Consider the following 17,414-nt stretch of genomic DNA (forward strand, 5'->3'; position numbering starts at 1 on the left):
CGCCCCCGACCAAACCCCGCGCCAGTCGGGAATCTTCAGGCAGGCACCGTGAAAGTCCGCGACTGGCGCGGCGTTTCAGGCAGGCATCGCGGAGAACAAGCACTGGCGCGGCGATCCGGGCAGAAGGCGGCGCGGTCATGCACAGCGAAACAAAGATCGGTTCCATAACCTCAACCATACTGGATTCCCTCCCACTGCTTCTGTAACCGTTTCACCGACACCGGCACCGGGGTGCGCAGTTCCTGGGCGAACAGGTTCACCCGCAGTTCTTCGAGCAGCCAGCGGAACTGCACCAGTTGCGGATCGGCAACGCCCTGCTTGGCCAGTTGCAGGGCGCGGCGCTCGTAATTGGTCCACAGCGGCGCGTAGTCGGCCAGATTGCGGGCGTCCCGGGCCGGGTCGGCCTTGAGCTTGTCCAGACGCAGTTGGGCGGCTTTCAGGTAGCGGGGAAAGTGTTGCAGGCGCTCGAAGGGCGTATCCGCCACGAAACGTTTGCCCATCAGCCGCTTCACCTGGGCCTCGATGTCCGCCACCACCGCCGGGAAGGCCTTGAAGCCGGGCAGCTTCTTGGCCAGGGCCTGCCACTCGGTGAGCACCTGGCCGGCCAGCCGGGCGACTTCCTGGAGCAGCAGGCCGAGGCGGCTCTTGGCCTCGGCGCAGCGGGCGCGGAACTCGGCCTCGGAAGCGGGCAGCGGGTCGCCGGCGGGCAGGCAGGCGCGCTCGAAGGTGACGGCGATGATCTGGTCGCGCAGCTCTTCCAGGCTGCCCAGGGCCATGTACTGCATGGCCATCTGGGTCAGGCCCGGGATGTTCTTCTCGAAGTATTTCACCTGCTCCTTGAATTGCAGCTGGAACAGGCGGCGCAGACCCTGGCGGTGCACCGTGGCGGCCTCTTCCGGCGAGTCGAACACGGCGAGCGACACCGTTTCGCCCTCGTCCTTCAAGCCCGGGTAGCCGACCACGGTCTGGCCGCCGGCGCGCACTTCGAGCAGTTCCGGCAGCTCGCCGAAGGTCCAGTCGGTAAGGCCGGTGTATTCGGAAGGCGCCTCGTGCAGGTTGGAGAACTCCTGCTTGGCCTCCCGGCCCCACTCGGCGCGCAACTCGGTAAGGCTGCGGCTCATGGCCAGTTGGCGGCCGTGCTCGTCCGCCAGCTTGTAGTTCATGGCTAGGTGGGGCGGCAGGGTGTCGGGACGGAAGGCGTCCGGGGTCACCACCCAGCCCCGGGCGTTGAGGCCCCGGGTGGCGTGGATGAAGTCGATCAGGGCCGGCAGCAGGCCGAAATTGAGCTTCTTCTCGTCCGCGCCGCAGGCGGCGACGAACTCGTCGGCGAAGTCCGGCACCGGTACCAGCTTGGCGCGGATCTTCTGGGGCAGGGTTTTCACCAGCTGCACCACCTTGTCCTTGAGCAGGCCGGGCACCAGCCACTCGCCCCGGGTGGCAGAAATGGCGTTGAGCTGGGCCAGGGGCAGGGTCAGGGTCACCCCATCCCGGGGGTTGCCCGGCTCGAAGTGGTAGGCCAGCTTGTACTCGATGCCGCCGATCTTCACCGACGGCGGGAAGGCGTCGGTAGTCACTCCGGCCGCCTCGTGACGCATCAGGTCGTCCTTTTTCAGGAACAGGACCTTGGGGTCGGCGGCCTCGGCTTCCTTGCGCCAGGCGTCGAAGCCGGCGCCGTTGTAGATGCCCTCCGGAATCAGGTGGTCGTAGAAGGCGAAGATCAGATCGTCGTCCACCAGCACGTCCTGGCGGCGCTGCTTGTGCTCCAGGGTCTCGATCTCGGCGATCAGCTTGCGGTTGTGCTGGTAGAAGGGCCAGCGGCGGACGTAGGCCTCGTCGATCTCGCCGGCCACCAGGCCGTCGCGGATGAAGATCTCCCGGGCCGCCTTGGGGTCCAGGGGGCCGTAGTGGATGCGCTTGCGCGGATTGACCACCACCCCATACAGGGTGGCCCGCTCGAAGGCCACCACCTGCATCGGCTTCTTTTCCCAATGGGGCTCGAACTGGCTGCGCCGGATCAGGTGGGCGCCCACCTCTTCCAGCCACTCCGGCTCGATCTTGGCCACGCAGCGGGCATAGAGCTTGGTGGTTTCGGTCAGCTCGGCGGCCATGATCCAGCGTCCGGCCTTCTTCTGCAGGGCCGAGCCAGGATGGATGAGGAACTTGATGCCCCGGGCGCCCAGGTAGTGGCCGCCTTTTTCGGCGTCCTCGGCCTTGCAGCCGATGTTGCCGAGCAGGCCGGAGAGCAGGGCCTTGTGGATGGCGGCGTAGGCGCCGGGAATGTCGTTCTCTTTCCAGCCCGCCTCCCCCACCAGGGCGTGCAGCTGGCTATGCACCTCGCGCCACTCGCGCATGCGCAGGGGCGAGAGGAAATGATCCTGGCAGGCCTGGGCCAGCTTGCGGTGGGAGAGGTGCTTGGCCTGCTCCAGGTACCACTGCCACAGGGACAGCCAGGCGAGGAATTCGGAGGATTCCTGTTTGTCGTCACCCACCTTGAACATGATGCGGCGGTGGCGCTCGTCGGCGGCCTGGAGCTTGTCCTGGGGCCGGTCCCGGGGGTCCTGCACCGACAGGGCGGCGGCGATCACCAGCAGCTCGCGCAGGCAACCGTTGTCCCGGCCGGCGACGATCATGCGGGCGATGCGCGGGTCCAGGGGCAGCTTGGCCAGGCCGTGGCCGATGCCGGTGAGGCGCTTGTCGTCGTCCAGGGCGCCCAGCTCCTGCAACAGGGCGTAGCCGTCGTTGATGGCCTTGGCCGGCGGCGGCGAGAGGAAGGGGAACTCCTCCACGTCGGAAAGCTTGAGGCCCTTCATGCGCAGGATCACCCCGGCCAGGGACGAGCGCAGGATTTCCGGATCGGGGAAGGCCGGGCGGGCCTTGAAGTCGGCCTCGTCGTAGAGGCGGATGCACACGCCGGCGGCCACCCGGCCGCAGCGGCCGGAGCGCTGGTTGGCCGAGGCCTGGGCGATCTTTTCCACCTGCAACTGCTCGATCTTGTTGCGGTAGGAGTAGCGCTTGACCCGGGCCAGGCCCGTATCCACCACGTAGCGGATGCCGGGCACGGTGAGCGACGTTTCCGCCACGTTGGTGGCGAGCACGACGCGGCGCGGCCCGCCGGTCTTGAACACCCGGTCCTGCTCCTGGGCCGAGAGGCGCGAGAACAGGGGCAGGATTTCCGGTTGCGGCCCGGTGAAATGGTGCTTGCGCAGGGCCTCGGCGGCGTCGCGGATCTCCCGCTCGCCAGGCAAAAAGACCAGCACATCGCCGGGGCCGACCCGGCACAACTCGTCCACGCCGTCGACGATGGCGTCGTACAGGTCGCGCTCCTCGTCCCGGGCCTGCTGGGCCTTCTCCCGGTCGCTGCGGGGGGCGCCGCCAGGGGTGGGTGCCGCATCGGCGGATTGGATCGGCCGGTAGCGCACTTCCACCGGATACAGGCGGCCGGACACTTCGATCACCGGCGCCGGCTTGCCGTCCGTGGCGAAGTGCGCGGCGAAGCGCTCGGCGTCGATGGTGGCCGAGGTGACGATCACCTTCAGGTCCGGCCGCTTGGCCAGGATCTGCTTCAGGTAGCCGAGCAGGAAGTCGATGTTCAGGCTGCGCTCGTGGGCCTCGTCGATGATGATCGTGTCGTAGGCGTTGAGGTAGGGGTCGCCCTGGGTCTCGGCCAGCAGGATGCCGTCGGTCATCAGCTTGACCACCGATTCGGGCACCGAACGGTCGTGGAAGCGGATCTTCACCCCCACCCCCATGCCCACCTGGGTGTTCAGTTCCTGGGCCAAGCGCGAGGCCACGGAACGGGCCGCCAGACGGCGCGGCTGGGTGTGGCCGATCAGCCCGAACACGCCGCGCCCCTGCTCGATGCAGATCTTGGGCAGCTGGGTGGTCTTGCCCGAGCCAGTCTCGCCGCAGACGATCACCACCTGGTGGTCGCGGATCAGCTTGGCGATCTCGTCGCGCCGGGCGTTGACCGGCAGGGCGTCGTCGAAGGTGGGCTGGGGCAGGCGCTTGCGCCGGGCGGCGACGATGGACTTGGAGCGCTCCAGCAGGGCGTCGAAGTCGGCCCGGGCCTTGGCCGCCCGGGGGCCGTTCTGCTTCATCTCGCGCGACAGGGCGCGCAGCTTGGGCCGGTCGGCGGCCAGGCAGTCGGCAAATGCAGTGGCGGGCGCAACGGCGCCCGGCGCCGGACGGGCGCCGGCGCGGGAATGGGTAACCTTCATCGATGCTGATCCAGCCGGGGGCAGAGGGCCCGCCGGGGTAGGTGGGGCGGCGGCATGGGGCTGCGGAAAGGCGCAATCCGAAAACCCGGGCCGCGCGGCGGGCGGCCATGGAAAGGCGCATACCGGGTCGGCGGTGCTTTTCCCGGCCCGCCGTGCCAGCCGCTTGAATGCACAGGGGGAATCGCCCCCACGACGAACCCCGCATCTTACCCGAGGCGGCGCCGGCTGGCGCCGCCCGCCCCGATCCGCACACCAACATGGACGACGGCCCGCACCGAATCTATGCTGCCGTGGTCGCCCTGGCTTTCTTCAGCCGGTTTTCCACGCCGGTCAGGCACTTGCAAAGGACGCACCATGACCCGAGCCCTCCTCATCACCGGCGGCGGCCGTGGCATCGGCGCCGCCACCGCCCGGCTTGCCGCCGAAACCGGCTACGCCGTGTGCATCAGCTACCGGGACAACCATGCCACGGCCGCCGCCGTGGTCGAGTCGATCCGCGCCCAGGGCGGCACGGCCCTGGCGGTGCAGGCCGACGTCTCCCGGGAGGACGAGGTGCTGCGCCTCTTCCGCCAGTTGGATGAAACCTTCTGTTCCCTGTACGGGCTGGTGAACAACGCCGGCATCCTGGAACCCCAGATGAGGGTGGAGACCATGACCGCCGAGCGCATCGCCCGGGTGTTCGCCACCAACGTCACCGGCAGCTTCCTGTGTGCCCGGGAGGCGGTGAGGCGCCTGTCCACGCGCCACGGCGGACCGGGCGGCGCCATCGTCAATGTCTCGTCCCGGGCGGCACGGCTGGGGGCGCCGGGGGAATACGTGGACTACGCCGCCTCCAAGGCCGCCGTGGACACCCTCACCATCGGCCTGGCCCGGGAAGTGGCGGCCGAGGGCATCCGGGTAAACGCCGTGGCCCCCGGGGTCATCGCCACCGACATCCACGCCAGTGGCGGCGAGCCCGGGCGAGTGGAGCGGGTAAAGGCAGGCATCCCGATGCAGCGCGGTGGCACCCCGGAGGAAGTGGCCCGGGCCATCCTGTGGCTGCTCTCGGACGAGGCCTCCTACACCACCGGTGCCATCCTCGATGTGGGGGGCGGACGCTGACGCCGCCGTGGATGAATCCCCCGCTTCCGTAGTGGACATTCCCCCCTTCCCCTCCTAGGCTGATCTCTCGACCCGCCACCGCCGCTCGCCTCGGCACGCGGAGCGCAACCGGTAGCGGCCAATTTGAGTCAAGGAGAGCGCCATGGGGTTATTGGACACACTCACCGGGCAGGTGCTCGGCTCCCTGTCGGGAGAAGGGACGCAACGTCCCGCCGGCCTGGCCGATGCCATCCTGGCCCTGGTCAACGATCCCCAGTCGGGCGGGCTGCGGGGCCTGATCGGCGCCTTCGAGCAGCAGGGGCTGGGAGGCATCGTCTCGTCCTGGATCGGCACCGGCCAGAACCAGCCGGTTTCCGCCGAACAGGTGCAGTCGGCCCTGGGCAGCGAGCAGGTCGACGCCATCGCCCAAAAACTGGGGGTGACCTCTCAGGAGGCCTCTGGGCACTTGGCCGAGTTGCTGCCCCAGATCGTCGACAAGCTGACCCCGAACGGCACCGTACCCGAAGGAGGCGACCTGGCCGGCATGCTGGGTTCCCTCAAGGACCTGCTGCGCTGAACGGCGGCATGCCGGCACCTGAAACCATGCCAGGCGTAGCCGGCAGACGATGAGCGCGGGCCTCAATCCGGTCCCCGGATACAGGCCCGGTCTATGGCATGTGCGAGGAAGCGTCCGGCCAATCACCTCCGGGCGGAGCACGTCTGCATTTGCCGCCATGCTCGTACTGTCTAATCCCGCGTAAACGGGTGGACCCCACAAGGGCTTTGCATTCAGCCTCGCTGACTTGGCCCCTCCCATCGCCCCGGCCCATCCAGCCTGGGCACTTTTACGGCTTGCCGGCGCCCGGCGGGCGAGGCAGGATCATGACCTTCGCCAAACGCCACCGCGCCCGCCGCCACCATGATCGTCCGCCCCAAACTCCACTGGTTCCGCATGCTGTTCGTCTGGCGCGGGTCCGTGCTGGGCATGGTGGCGCCGCGGCTGCTGGGCATCCTGGCGATTTCGGTGCTGGCCCTGGCGGGGCACCTGTGGTTCCGCGACTTCGGCGTGCGCCTCAACCCCGCTCCGTTCAGCCTGGTGGGCATCGCCCTGGCGATTTTCCTGGGCTTTCGCAACAACGTCAGCTACGACCGTTTCTGGGAAGGGCGGCGCCTGTGGGGGCAACTGGTGATCGCCGCCCGGGCCCTGAGCCGCCAGGCCATCACCCTGCCAAACCTGCCCCCCGGCGATGCCCGGGTGCGCCACTTCGCCGCCCTGGTGATCGCCCTGAGTCACAGCCTCAAGCACCAGTTGCGCGACGAGCCGCCCCAGGCCGACCTGGAGCGGCTGCTGCCGGCGGACCTGGCGGCCCGCGTCGGTGCGGCCCGGTTCGTCCCCGTAATCCTGCTCACCGAACTGGCCCGCTGGGTGCAGGAGCGGCGCCGCGAGGGAGCGCTGCCGGACATCCTGGCGGCCAACATGGACACCAACCTGGACCGCATCGCCGAAATCATCGCCAGTTGCGAGCGCATCGCCAACACGCCGATCCCCTACGCCTACAACGTGCTGCTGCACCGCACCGTGTATTGCTATTCGGCCCTGCTGCCCTTCGGGCTGGTGGACAGCATCGGCCTGCTCACCCCCTTGATGGCGGTATTCGTGGCCTACACCTTCATGGCCCTGGAGGCGATCGCCAGCGAACTGGAAGACCCCTTCGGCCGGGAGCCCAACGACCTGGCCCTGGACGCCCTGTCCCGCACCATCGAGCGCACGGTGCTGGAAATCGTCGGCGTGCCGCCGGCGAAGCTACCGCCGGCCATGGTGCCGGACCGCGACTACCGGCTCACCTGAACCGCTGGCCCCACGGCCGGATCAGCCCCAGATGCGGGTCGCCCCCAGGGTGGCCAGCCCCAGCCAGGTGGCGGTCAGCGAACCCGCCAGGTGCACCCCGCCGAGCAGCAGGGCCCAGCCGGGCTGGCCCGAGAGCAGGCGCTCCACCACTTCGGCGGAAAAGGTCGAGAAGGTGGTGAGCCCACCGAGGAAGCCGGTGATCACCAGCAGCTTGAATTCTGCCGGCAGGCCGCTGTTGAGGTGGAACACCGCCACCGCCACGCCGACCAGATAGCCCCCCAGCAGGTTGGCCGCCACCGTGCCCAGGGGCAGGGCCGGCAGCAGGGGGTTGAGGAGCAGGCCCAGGCCCCAGCGCAGCCAGGCGCCCAGGGCGGCACCGCCGCCGATGGCGGCAAAACTCAAACCGTAGTTCATGGGAAGGTTCCGAAAGGGATGGGGCCGGCGGCCCCGGCTGTCCGCCATTGTACGAAATGCGCGGCATCCCGCCGCCCCTCCGTCATCCCGAACCTCAGGCCGGCAGCGGCTCACGACGCGGAGCGGCTCCGCCCGCCGCCCCTGCATTCCCCAGGCCACCGGCCCGGCCCTGCCACAAACGGGCCTCGAACATCTCCACCAGCCGGGTGGCCGCCGGCCATTCGCCGTCGGGGGCGAACAGGGCCACCCATTCCACGTCCGGCAGGGCCGGCAGCCCGTCGCGCACCCGGGCCAGGCCCGGGCCGAGCAGGCTCGCCGGCAGGGGGGTGACCGCCAGCCCAGCCGCCACCGCCTGGCGCAGCCCCGTGTGGCTGTGGCCGGAAAAGGCCTGGCGCCAGGGGATGCCGGCCTGGCTGAGGGCGGCCTGGGCCACTACGCGGAAGATGCAGGTTTCCTGGAACAGGGCCAGGGGCAGGGGCCGTTCCTCCGCCGCGCCGCCCCGCTCGCCCGTGACCCACACCATGGGCTCGCGCCACAGGGGGCGGCCCTCGGCGGTGGGCTGGGTGCCGATGCGCTTGATCAGGGCCATGTCCAGCTCGCCGGCCTGGACCCGGGCGGCGAGGCGCGCCGACAGGTCGCACTCCAGGGCCAGGCGGACCCGGGGATAGGCCTGGTGGAAGTCCTCCATGACCCCGGCCAGATCCCGCTCCATGATCTCTTCGGCCAGGCCGACGCGCAGGCTGCCGGCCAGCTCGGGCTCGGCGAAGCAGCCCACCGCCTCGTCGTTGAGACGCAGGATGCGCCGGGCGTAGTCGAGCAGCAGCAGTCCTTCCGGGGTGGGGCCGTCGAGGCGCCCCTGGGAGCGCACCAGCAAGGGGTGGCCGACCAAATCCTCCAGGCGCTTGATCTGCAGACTGACCGCTGACTGGGTGCGGCCCAGGCGGCTGGCGGCCAGGGAAAAGCTGGCGGCGTCGGCGGTGGCGACCAGGGCGCGCAGCAGGTCCATATCCAGGTGGCGGGGCATGATTTCAATCGCTCATGTTGAATCCAGAATTATCAATTTATCAAATTTTGCCGCGACCGCTAGGGTATCGGGGTGACATCGTCGGCACGCGGTGCCGCCCCGCCACGGGGCCCGCTGCCGGCACGACGCAAACGGCGGACCACACCGACCCGCCTTCCCCCGGAGCCTTTCATGAACAACGCCACCGCCGCCCCTCTTCCCCTTGCCTCGGGAGCCACCGCAACCGGGCCCCGCCCCACCGCCGGCGCCCCCTCCCGGGCCGCCCTGGCGGCCGCCGGCCTGGCCTTCAGCGTCATCTGGAGTTCGGCCTTCATTGCCGGCAAGGTCGGCCTCCACTACGCCGGCCCGCTCACCATCCTGGCCATGCGCTTTCTCGCCGCCGGCCTGCTGCTCGCCGCGGTGTGCACCCTCCAGGGCCGCCGCCTGGGCGGCATGACCCTGCCGGGCCGCACCCTGGTGGCCGGGGTGCTGTACAACGCGGTTTACCTGGGTCTGGCCTACTGGGGCATGCAGGCCACCCCGGCGGCCCTCACCTCGATTCTGGTGAGCACCTGCCCCCTGCTCACCCTGCTCTTCGCCGCCCTGATCGGCGGAGAGCGGCTGACCCCGGCCAAGATTCTCGGCGTTCTCCTGGGCCTGGCCGGGGTGGTGTGGATCACCCAGCACCGGCTGGCGGTGGACCATCTCGACCTTCTCTCCCTCGCCGCCATTCTCGCCGGCACCCTGGCCCTGGCCTTGGGCACGGTGCTGACCAAGCGGGTGGCGGGTAGCCAGGACATGCTGGTGGCGGTGACCTTGCAGATGCTGTGCAGCGGTCTGGTGCTGCTCCTGCCCGCCTGGGGCTGGGAGGGGCTGCGCTTCGAAAACGCCGCCGGGTTGTGGTGGAGCCTGGCCTACAGCGCCGGCGTGGCCTCCCTAGGCACCACCTTGCTGATGTTCTGGATGCTGCGCCACGGCCAGGCCGGCACCGCCAGCAGCTTCCACTTCCTCAACCCCTTCTTCGGTACCCTGTTCGCGGTGGTCCTGCTCGGCGAGCCGCTCTACGCCAGCGACCTGCTCGGGGTGGTGCCGATCGCCGTCGGCATCGTGCTGGTGGCTCGCGGTAGCGGCAACGGAAGGCCCCGCACCGCCCCGGGGACCCGGCCGGACTGATAAAATCGCGGTTTTGCGCGACCGGCTGGAAACGTCCGCCCCGGCCCTGCTCCGGCAGGCCTGCCCGGACGAGCTTTCCGGCCCGCGCCCCGGGGCGGGCCCCGTGCCGCCGCGCAGTACGCCGGCACGCCAACGTACCGCCCCGCCACCCCTCTTTCCGCCCGCGCCATGACCGACCGCAAGAACGAGCACGTCCCAGCCGCCAACTTCATCCGCAACATCGTCGAGGCCGACTTGGCTGCCGACAAGTTCGCCAGCCGCCGCTGGGCCGGCCGTCCCGGCCCCGCCGCCGCCCAGGCAGAGGCCGCCCCGGATGCAGCCAAGATTCGCACCCGCTTCCCGCCGGAGCCCAACGGCTACCTGCACTTTGGCCACGCCAAGTCGATCTGCCTCAACTTCGGCCTGGCCAAGCAGTTCGGCGGCCGCTGCCACCTGCGCTTCGACGACACCAACCCGGAGAAGGAAGAGCAGGAATACGTCGATTCGATCATCGACGCGGTGAAGTGGCTCGGCTTCGGCTGGCAGGACGGCCAGGAGGACAACCTCTACCACGCCTCTGACTACTTCGACTGGATGGTGCAGTTCGCCGAAAGCCTGATCGCCACCGGCCACGCCTACGTGGACAGCCAGTCCGCCGAGGAAATGCGCGCCAACCGGGGCACCCTGACCCAGCCGGGCAAGGACAGCCCCTACCGCAACCGCAGCGTGGCCGAGAACCAGGACCTGTTCCGCCGCATGCAGGCCGGCGAATTCGCCGACGGCGCCCACATCCTGCGCGCCAGGATCGACATGGCCTCGCCCAATATCAACCTGCGCGACCCGGCCATCTTCCGCATCCGCCACGCCACTCACCACCGCACCGGCGACAAGTTCTGCGTGTACCCCATGTACACCTTCGCCCACCCGATCGAGGATGCGCTGGAGAACATCACCCACTCCATCTGCACCCTGGAGTTCGAGGACCAGCGGCCCTTCTACGACTGGCTGCTGGAGCGCCTGGCCGACGCCGGCCTGCTGCTGCGCCCCCTGCCCCACCAGTACGAGTTCTCGCGCCTCAACCTGACCTACGTGGTGCTGTCCAAGCGCAAACTGATTCAGCTGGTGGAGGAAAAGCACGTCGAGGGCTGGGACGACCCGCGCCTGCCCACCCTGGTGGGCGCCCGCCGGCGAGGCTACACCCCGGAAGGCTTCCGCCTGCTGATGGAGCGGATCGGCGTGACCAAATCCGACTCCCTGATCGACTATTCGGTGCTCGAAGAGTGCATGCGCGAGACCCTCAACGAATCCGCCGAGCGCCGCATCGCCGTGCTCGATCCGTTGAAGCTCATCATCACCAACTACCCGGAGGGCCAGAGCGAGGAGTGCCACGCCCCCAACCACCCGCTCAAGCCCGAACTGGGCAAGCGGGCCATGCCGTTCAGCCGGGAGTTGTGGATCGAGCGCGAGGACTTCATGGAGGAGCCGGTCAAGGGGTACCACCGCCTCTATCCGGGCAATATGGCCCGCCTGCGCTACGGCTTCGTGGTCAAGTGCACCGGCTGCGAGAAGGATGCCGCCGGCAACGTCACCGCCGTGCTGTGCGAGTACCTGCCCGACTCCAAGTCCGGCACCCCGGGCGCCGACAACTACAAGGTCAAGGGCAACCTGCACTGGGTGTCCGCCGCCCATGCCTACACCGCCGAGGTGCGCCTCTACGACCGCCTGTTCAAGGTGCCCCACCCGGGCGCCCGCCGCGAGGGCGATCCGGAGGACCTGGAGCGCAACTTCCTCGACGACATCAACCCGAATTCCAAGGTGGTCATCACCGCCCAGTTGGAGCCCGCACTGAAGGACGCCCGGGCCGAGGAACGCTTCCAGTTCGAACGCCACGGCTACTTCGTCGCCGACCGGGTCGATTCCAAGACGGGTGCCCCGGTGTTCAACCGGGCGGTGACCCTCAAGGATTCCTGGGGCCACGGGGCCAAGTAAGGGACGAGACGATGACCACGACCTTTACCCAGTCCCTGGCTGCCGCCTGGCAGAAGAACGACTCGCTGCTGTGCGTCGGCCTCGATCCCGAGCCGACCAAGTTCCCCGCCCACCTCCAGGGCCGGCCGGATGCCATCTTCGAGTTCTGCAAAGGCATCGTCGATGCCACCGCCGACCTGGTGTGCTGCTTCAAGCCCCAGATCGCCTACTTCGCCGCCCACCGCGCCGAAGACCAGCTCGAAGCCCTGATCGCCCACATCCACGAGCGCCACCCGGGCATTCCGGTGATCCTCGACGCCAAGCGCGGCGACATCGGCAGCACCGCCGAACAGTACGCCATCGAAGCCTTCGAACGCTTCCAGGCCGACGCCATCACCGCCAGCCCCTACATGGGCCGGGATTCGGTCACTCCCTACCTGGCCTACCCGGACAAGGGCGTGATCCTGCTCTGCCGCACCTCCAACCCCGGCGGCAGCGACCTGCAATTCCTCGACGTGGGCAACGGCGAGCGCCTGTTCGAGCGGGTCGCCAAGCTGGTCGCCACCGAATGGAACACCACCGGCCAATGCGCCCTGGTGGTGGGGGCCACTTTCCCGGCTGAGATCGCCCGGGTGCGCAGCATCGTCGGCGACCTACCCCTGCTGGTGCCGGGCATCGGCGCCCAGGGCGGCGACATTCAGGCCACGGTGGAAGCGGGCAAGACCGCCGGCGGGACCGGGCTGATGATCAGCTCGTCCCGGGCCATTCTCTACGCCGGCAAGGACGAGAACTTCGCCACGGCCTCCCACCAGGTCGCACAGGAAACCCGGAATGCGATCAACCGCTATCGCTGACATGCGCCCCGTACTGCTGACCACACTGCTAGCCTTGGCCGGGTCTATCCAGGGGGCCCAGGCGGCCCCGCAAAACCTGCCCGTGCCCGGCGGCGTTGCCGTGGTGCCGCTCAACGCCCCCAAGGGCCAAGCGCCCAAAGCCCGCCTCGGTGACGCCCCGGTCGCAGTCATCCAGGAACGCGGCCGCTGGCTCGCCCTGGTCGGCATTCCCCTGGACACGCCAGCCGGGGAGCTTCCCCTTACCGTGGAAAGCGGCGGGAACACTGGTTTCGTGCCGATCTCGGTGCGCGACAAGACATACCCGGTGCAGCGCCTTACGGTCCGCAACCCACGCCACGTCAATCCCAATCCCGACGACGAGGTCCGCATCGCCCGGGAAACCAGCGTGCTCACCCAGGCAAAGCGCCACTTCTCGGCAGCGGCACCGCAAACGGATTTCCAACTGCCCGCCCAGGGCCGCCTGTCGTCGCGCTTCGGCCTGCGCCGCTTCTTCAACGGCGAGCCGCGCAACCCCCACAACGGCCTGGACGTCGCTGTCGGCACCGGCACCCCGATCCACGCCCCGGCAGCCGGCACCGTGCTCAATACCGGCAATTACTTCTTCACCGGCAACACGGTCTTCCTCGACCATGGCCAGGGCCTGATCACCGCCTACATGCACCTCTCGCGCATCGATGTACGCGAAGGCGACCGCATCGCCCAAGGCCAACAACTCGGCGCCGCCGGCGCCACCGGCCGGGTCACCGGCCCGCACCTGCATTGGGCGGTTTTTCTCAATGGCACGGCCGTCGAGCCTGAAGCTTTTCTAGCACCCAAACGTTGAAGCGAGGGAGTCGTCCACAAGGACGCCTGTCCTTAAGGCACCCGCTCGTCTGCTATACCACAAAGGAATAAGCCAGCCAATTGCTTTAGTGTTCGCAACCCTGCGCAAACCCACAAACGAAAAACGGGCACCCGAAGGTGCCCGTTTCAACTTCAGATCGTCGTAAGACGATTAGAAGGAGTGACGCACGCCCACTTGGACGCCGTTCAGAGTGGCACCCTGGCCGCCATTGGGGGCAGTGGAGAGACCAGTGGCGTTCACACCGTAGTCGTAGGCAGCACGCTTGTCGTTACCCAGGTAGGAGTAGACAGCCTTCAGAGTGGTGCGCTTGGACAGGCTGTGCTCATAGCCCAGTTCGAACAGCTTGGCGCCGGTTTCGGCGGCGTTACCAGCAACGAGCGGATGCTCACCAGACAGATTCTGGGCACGGTAGAACTGAGTGATGATCTTGCCGTTAGTGGTCACGTTGAAGGTGGCACCCAGACCCCAGACGGTCTGATGAATGCTGCCACTGCCGGCATTCAGCACACCGGCGCCGGTGGTCTCCAGGCTGGCACGCTCAACCAAGGCACGCACGGAGGCGATGCCGAAGTTGTAGGAGCCACCCAGGCGGACGTTGGAGACGCGAGTCTCGTTGATGTCGCGCAGGGTTACAGCGTTGTAGGTCAGGCCAGCCAGGATCGGACCGTTGTTGTAGTTAACACCGAGGTCGTAGCCTTGAGTGTTAACCTGATTGGCAGAAGCGGTGTAATCAAAGCTGCGACCTTCGTTGGCAACGTAGGCGGCGGTCACAGTCACGCCAGCAAAGCTGGGGGAGACGTAGGCGACGGCGTTCTTCCAGCGGGTGTCGAACAGGGAAGCGCAGGTGGTAGAACGATTGCAACCGTTAGCCGGACCATTAGCGTTCGGAGTGCCAGTGGCGGTGTAGTTGGAGTTGCCATCAGTGCCGTTAGTCAGCAGATTACCCAGCTTGCCGATCAGAGCAGAGTTAGCACCAATGCCGGTGGCACCGGAGTTCACGTCCAGAGCAGCGCCCAGGGCACGGGTCGGGCCGGTCAGGTTACCAGCGACCACGGTACCGAAACCACCAGCCAGACCCACGAAGGAGTCACGGTTGGTGTTCACACCACCGGCCGCATCGAAGGCCACGGTGTTTTCGAACTGGAACACAGCCTTCAGGCCGTTGCCCAGATCTTCGGAACCCTTGAAGCCCAGGTAGGAAGAGTTGGAGGAGACGCGGTTGGTGGAACCCAGGTTGCCGTTCACGCCAGCGGCGGTGGAGGAGGCGCTGGTGGCACGCACGTTGTCGAAGGTAGCGTCAGCAACACCGTAGATGGTGACGTTGGTCTGAGCGAAAGCCGGAGCGGCGGCGAGGCCGGCGACGGCGAGGGCGATCAGCTTCTTCTGCATATCGATCTCCTAATAATTGGCGGGGTGTTCCCGGAAAGCTCTCATTCGAGAGTTGAACGCATTCTGGCAAGGGGCACCGGGCCGGGGCAACCCGGTTTTGCCCTTGGGTGGCTATGAATCCGCAATACGTTGCAAAAAAACAACAACGCTGTGGATCAAATCGGGCCGTACTTCAACATTCGCCCACAAGCTTATGATTCGAATCGTCTTAAGGTACCAAAGACTGCCAACCCAGCCTTAGCGCGAATGAAACAGCCCGGCCAGGGCCAAACCCGGGTCCGGGGCGCGCATGAAGGCTTCGCCGACGAGGAAGGCGTCAACGTTATGCCCACGCATCAAAGCCACGTCCTCGGCCGCCAGGATGCCCGACTCGGTCACCACCCGGCGGCCGGCGGGGATGCGCGGCAGCAGGTCCAGGGTGGTTTGCAGGCTGACCTCGAAGGTGCGCAGATTGCGGTTGTTGATGCCGACCAGGGGTGTGCGCAGTTGCAATGCCAAGTCCAGCTCGGCGGCGTCGTGCACCTCCACCAGCACCGCCAGGCCCAGGGCTTCGGCTGCGGCCTCCAGGTCCTTGAGGCGCGGCAGATCGAGGGCGGCGACGATCAGCAGGATGGCGTCCGCGCCCATGGCGCGGGCTTCAGCCACCTGATACTCGTCCACCAGGAAATCCTTGCGGATCACCGGCAACGTGCAGGCGGCCCGGGCCTGTTGCAGATACTCGGGGATGCCCTGGAAGAACTGCCTGTCGGTGAGAACCGACAGGCAGGCGGCGCCGTGGGCGGCGTAGCTGGCGGCGATCTCGGCCGGGCGGAAGTCGGCGCGCAGCACGCCCTTGGACGGACTGGCCTTTTTCACCTCGGCGATCACCCCGGCCTGACCCGCGGCAATCTTGGTCTCGATGGCGCCGACGAAGTCGCGCACCGGGTTATCCCAATTGGCGGCCTCGGCCTCCGTGCGCAGCGCCGCCAGGGGCTTGGCGGCCCGGGTGGCGGCCACTTCCTCGGCTTTTACCGCGAGGATTTTCTTCAGGACGTCGCTCATGCCGACTCCTTGAACTGCCGGGTGAAGGCGATGAACTGGTCGAGCTTTGCCCGGGCCGCGCCGCTGGCGATGGTGTCCAGGGCCAGCTCCACGCCCTCGGCCAGGCTCGGCACATGGTCGGCCACGTAGAGGGCCGCCCCGGCGTTCATAGCGACGATGTCGCGGCCGGCGGTGTGGCGGTTCTCCAGGGTGGCGATAACCATCTCCTGGGACTCCTGCACCGACCCTACTTGCAGGGCGCGGGGATCGTGCACCGGCAGGTTGAAGTCCTCGGGATGAATCTCGTACTCGCGGATCTTGCCGTCCTTGAGCTCGCCGATCAGGGTGCGGCCGGACACGGAAATCTCGTCGAGCCCTTCCAGGCCGAACACGGTGAAGGCGCGCTTGGAGCCGAGCCGTTGCAGCACCCGGATCAGGATGCCCACCAGATCGGCGTGGAACACGCCGAGCACCTGGCGCTCGGCCCGGGCCGGGTTGGTCAGGGGGCCGAGGATGTTGAAGATGGTGCGCACCCCCAGCTCGCGCCGCACCGGGGCGGCGTGCTTCATGGCGCCGTGGTGGTTGGGGGCGAACATGAAGCCCATACCCACCTGGTCGATGCAGCGGGCGATGTGCTCCGGGGTCAGGTTGATGTCGGCGCCCAGGGCCTCCAAAGCGTCGGCACTGCCCGACTTGCTCGAAACCGAACGGCCGCCGTGCTTGGCCACCTTGGCCCCGGCCGCCGCCGCCACGAACATGGAGGTGGTGGAAATATTGAAGGAGTGGGCGCCGTCGCCGCCGGTGCCGACGATGTCCACCACCGCGTTGGGATCGGCCACCGGCACCGGGGTGGCGAACTCGCGCATCACCTGGGCGGCGGCGGCGATCTCGCCGATGGTTTCCTTCTTCACCCGCAGGGCGGTGGTGATGGCGGCGATCATCACCGGGCTCATCTCGCCTGACATGATCTGACGCATCAGATCGAGCATTTCGTCGTGGAAGATCTCCCGATGCTCGATGCAGCGGGTCAGGGCATCCTGCGGGGTCATCGTGCGTGCTCCTTCAAAAAGTTGGCCAGCAGGTCATGGCCGCGCTCGGTGAGGATGGATTCGGGGTGGAACTGGACGCCCTCGACCGCCAGGGTCTTGTGGCGCAGGCCCATGATCTCGCCGTCGTCGGTCCAGGCGGTGATCTCCAGGCAATCGGGCAGGGACTCACGCTCCACCGCCAGAGAGTGGTAGCGGGTGCAGGTGAGCGGATTGGGCAGCCCCTTGAACACGCCCACGTCCTTGTGGTGCACCGGCGACGTCTTGCCGTGCATCAGTTGCTTGGCGTGCACCACCTTGCCGCCGAAAGCCTCGCCAATGGACTGGTGACCCAGGCATACGCCGAGGAGCGGAATCTTGCCGGCGAACTCGCGGATGGCCGCCAGGGAGACCCCGGCCTGGGCCGGCGCGCAGGGCCCCGGAGAGATCACCAGATATTCCGGATCGAGCCGGGCGATCTCGGCCAGGGTGATGGCGTCGTTGCGGTACACCCGCACGTCCTGCCCCAGCTCGCCGAAGTACTGGACGATGTTGTAGGTAAAGCTGTCGTAATTGTCGATCATCAGCAACATGGCAAT

14 protein-coding genes are annotated in these 17,414 nt (G+C 67.8%); 7 read left to right on the plus strand and 7 right to left on the minus strand.

The window, feature by feature from the left end; genetic code table 11:
- Positions 1–170 precede the first annotated feature (170 nt).
- A complete protein-coding gene (gene hrpA / locus V7Z98_RS02450) occupies positions 171–4,097 on the minus strand; it encodes an ATP-dependent RNA helicase HrpA (RefSeq protein WP_442951805.1) in 3,927 nt (1,308 codons plus the stop codon).
- 474 nt (positions 4,098–4,571) lie between these two features.
- Between hrpA and V7Z98_RS02455 the strand changes: the two genes are divergently transcribed.
- The 3 genes from V7Z98_RS02455 (at position 4,572) to V7Z98_RS02465 (ending at position 7,146) form a co-directional block, all read left to right on the plus strand.
- Entirely contained in the window at positions 4,572–5,318 is a 747-nt protein-coding gene (locus tag V7Z98_RS02455) for an SDR family oxidoreductase (protein WP_334156862.1), read from the plus strand.
- Between the two features lie 142 nt (positions 5,319–5,460).
- On the plus strand, positions 5,461–5,874 hold the full coding sequence (locus V7Z98_RS02460; RefSeq protein ID WP_334156863.1) for a YidB family protein: 414 nt from the start codon (positions 5,461–5,463) through the stop codon (positions 5,872–5,874).
- A gap of 342 nt (positions 5,875–6,216) precedes the next feature.
- On the plus strand, positions 6,217–7,146 hold the full coding sequence (locus V7Z98_RS02465) for a bestrophin family protein (protein ID WP_334156864.1): 930 nt from the start codon (positions 6,217–6,219) through the stop codon (positions 7,144–7,146).
- A 21-nt stretch (positions 7,147–7,167) separates the two neighbouring features.
- On the opposite strand, the gene crcB is transcribed toward V7Z98_RS02465, so the two are convergent.
- Together crcB and V7Z98_RS02475 are read right to left on the minus strand one after the other, a co-directional pair.
- Complete coding sequence (gene crcB, locus V7Z98_RS02470) at positions 7,168–7,560, minus strand: fluoride efflux transporter CrcB (RefSeq protein ID WP_293259333.1); 393 nt, start codon at positions 7,558–7,560, stop codon at positions 7,168–7,170.
- 94 nt (positions 7,561–7,654) lie between these two features.
- Complete coding sequence (locus V7Z98_RS02475) at positions 7,655–8,584, minus strand: LysR substrate-binding domain-containing protein (protein WP_334156865.1); 930 nt, start codon at positions 8,582–8,584, stop codon at positions 7,655–7,657.
- A gap of 171 nt (positions 8,585–8,755) precedes the next feature.
- On the opposite strand from V7Z98_RS02475, the gene V7Z98_RS02480 reads away from it, so the two are divergent.
- The 4 genes from V7Z98_RS02480 to V7Z98_RS02495 all read left to right on the plus strand — a co-directional run bounded on the left by V7Z98_RS02480 (position 8,756) and on the right by V7Z98_RS02495 (position 13,360).
- Positions 8,756–9,736, plus strand: a complete 981-nt coding sequence (locus V7Z98_RS02480) for a DMT family transporter (RefSeq protein WP_334156866.1) — start codon at positions 8,756–8,758, stop codon at positions 9,734–9,736.
- Between the two features lie 168 nt (positions 9,737–9,904).
- Complete coding sequence (locus tag V7Z98_RS02485; RefSeq protein ID WP_334156867.1) at positions 9,905–11,704, plus strand: glutamine--tRNA ligase/YqeY domain fusion protein; 1,800 nt, start codon at positions 9,905–9,907, stop codon at positions 11,702–11,704.
- Between the two features lie 11 nt (positions 11,705–11,715).
- On the plus strand, positions 11,716–12,537 hold the full coding sequence (gene pyrF, locus V7Z98_RS02490) for an orotidine-5'-phosphate decarboxylase (RefSeq protein WP_293259322.1): 822 nt from the start codon (positions 11,716–11,718) through the stop codon (positions 12,535–12,537).
- The gene (locus V7Z98_RS02495; protein ID WP_334156868.1) at positions 12,515–13,360 is read left to right on the plus strand and encodes a peptidoglycan DD-metalloendopeptidase family protein; all 846 of its coding nucleotides are present in this window, start codon (positions 12,515–12,517) and stop codon (positions 13,358–13,360) included. The genes pyrF and V7Z98_RS02495 overlap by 23 nt, the downstream gene beginning before the upstream one ends.
- A gap of 171 nt (positions 13,361–13,531) precedes the next feature.
- Here the strand turns inward: V7Z98_RS02495 and V7Z98_RS02500 are convergent, their stop codons facing one another.
- The 4 genes from V7Z98_RS02500 to V7Z98_RS02515 form a co-directional block, all read right to left on the minus strand.
- Positions 13,532–14,770, minus strand: a complete 1,239-nt coding sequence (locus tag V7Z98_RS02500) for a porin (protein WP_334156869.1) — start codon at positions 14,768–14,770, stop codon at positions 13,532–13,534.
- A gap of 237 nt (positions 14,771–15,007) precedes the next feature.
- The gene (gene trpC / locus V7Z98_RS02505; RefSeq protein WP_334156870.1) at positions 15,008–15,811 is read right to left on the minus strand and encodes an indole-3-glycerol phosphate synthase TrpC; all 804 of its coding nucleotides are present in this window, start codon (positions 15,809–15,811) and stop codon (positions 15,008–15,010) included.
- Entirely contained in the window at positions 15,808–16,839 is a 1,032-nt protein-coding gene (gene trpD / locus V7Z98_RS02510; protein WP_293259310.1) for an anthranilate phosphoribosyltransferase, read from the minus strand. The genes trpC and trpD overlap by 4 nt, the downstream gene beginning before the upstream one ends.
- Complete coding sequence (locus tag V7Z98_RS02515) at positions 16,836–17,408, minus strand: aminodeoxychorismate/anthranilate synthase component II (RefSeq protein ID WP_054622204.1); 573 nt, start codon at positions 17,406–17,408, stop codon at positions 16,836–16,838. The genes trpD and V7Z98_RS02515 overlap by 4 nt, the downstream gene beginning before the upstream one ends.
- Positions 17,409–17,414: the final 6 nt, after the last annotated feature.

The organism is Oryzomicrobium sp. (assembly GCF_036820405.1).
Classification (GTDB): domain Bacteria; phylum Pseudomonadota; class Gammaproteobacteria; order Burkholderiales; family Rhodocyclaceae; genus Oryzomicrobium.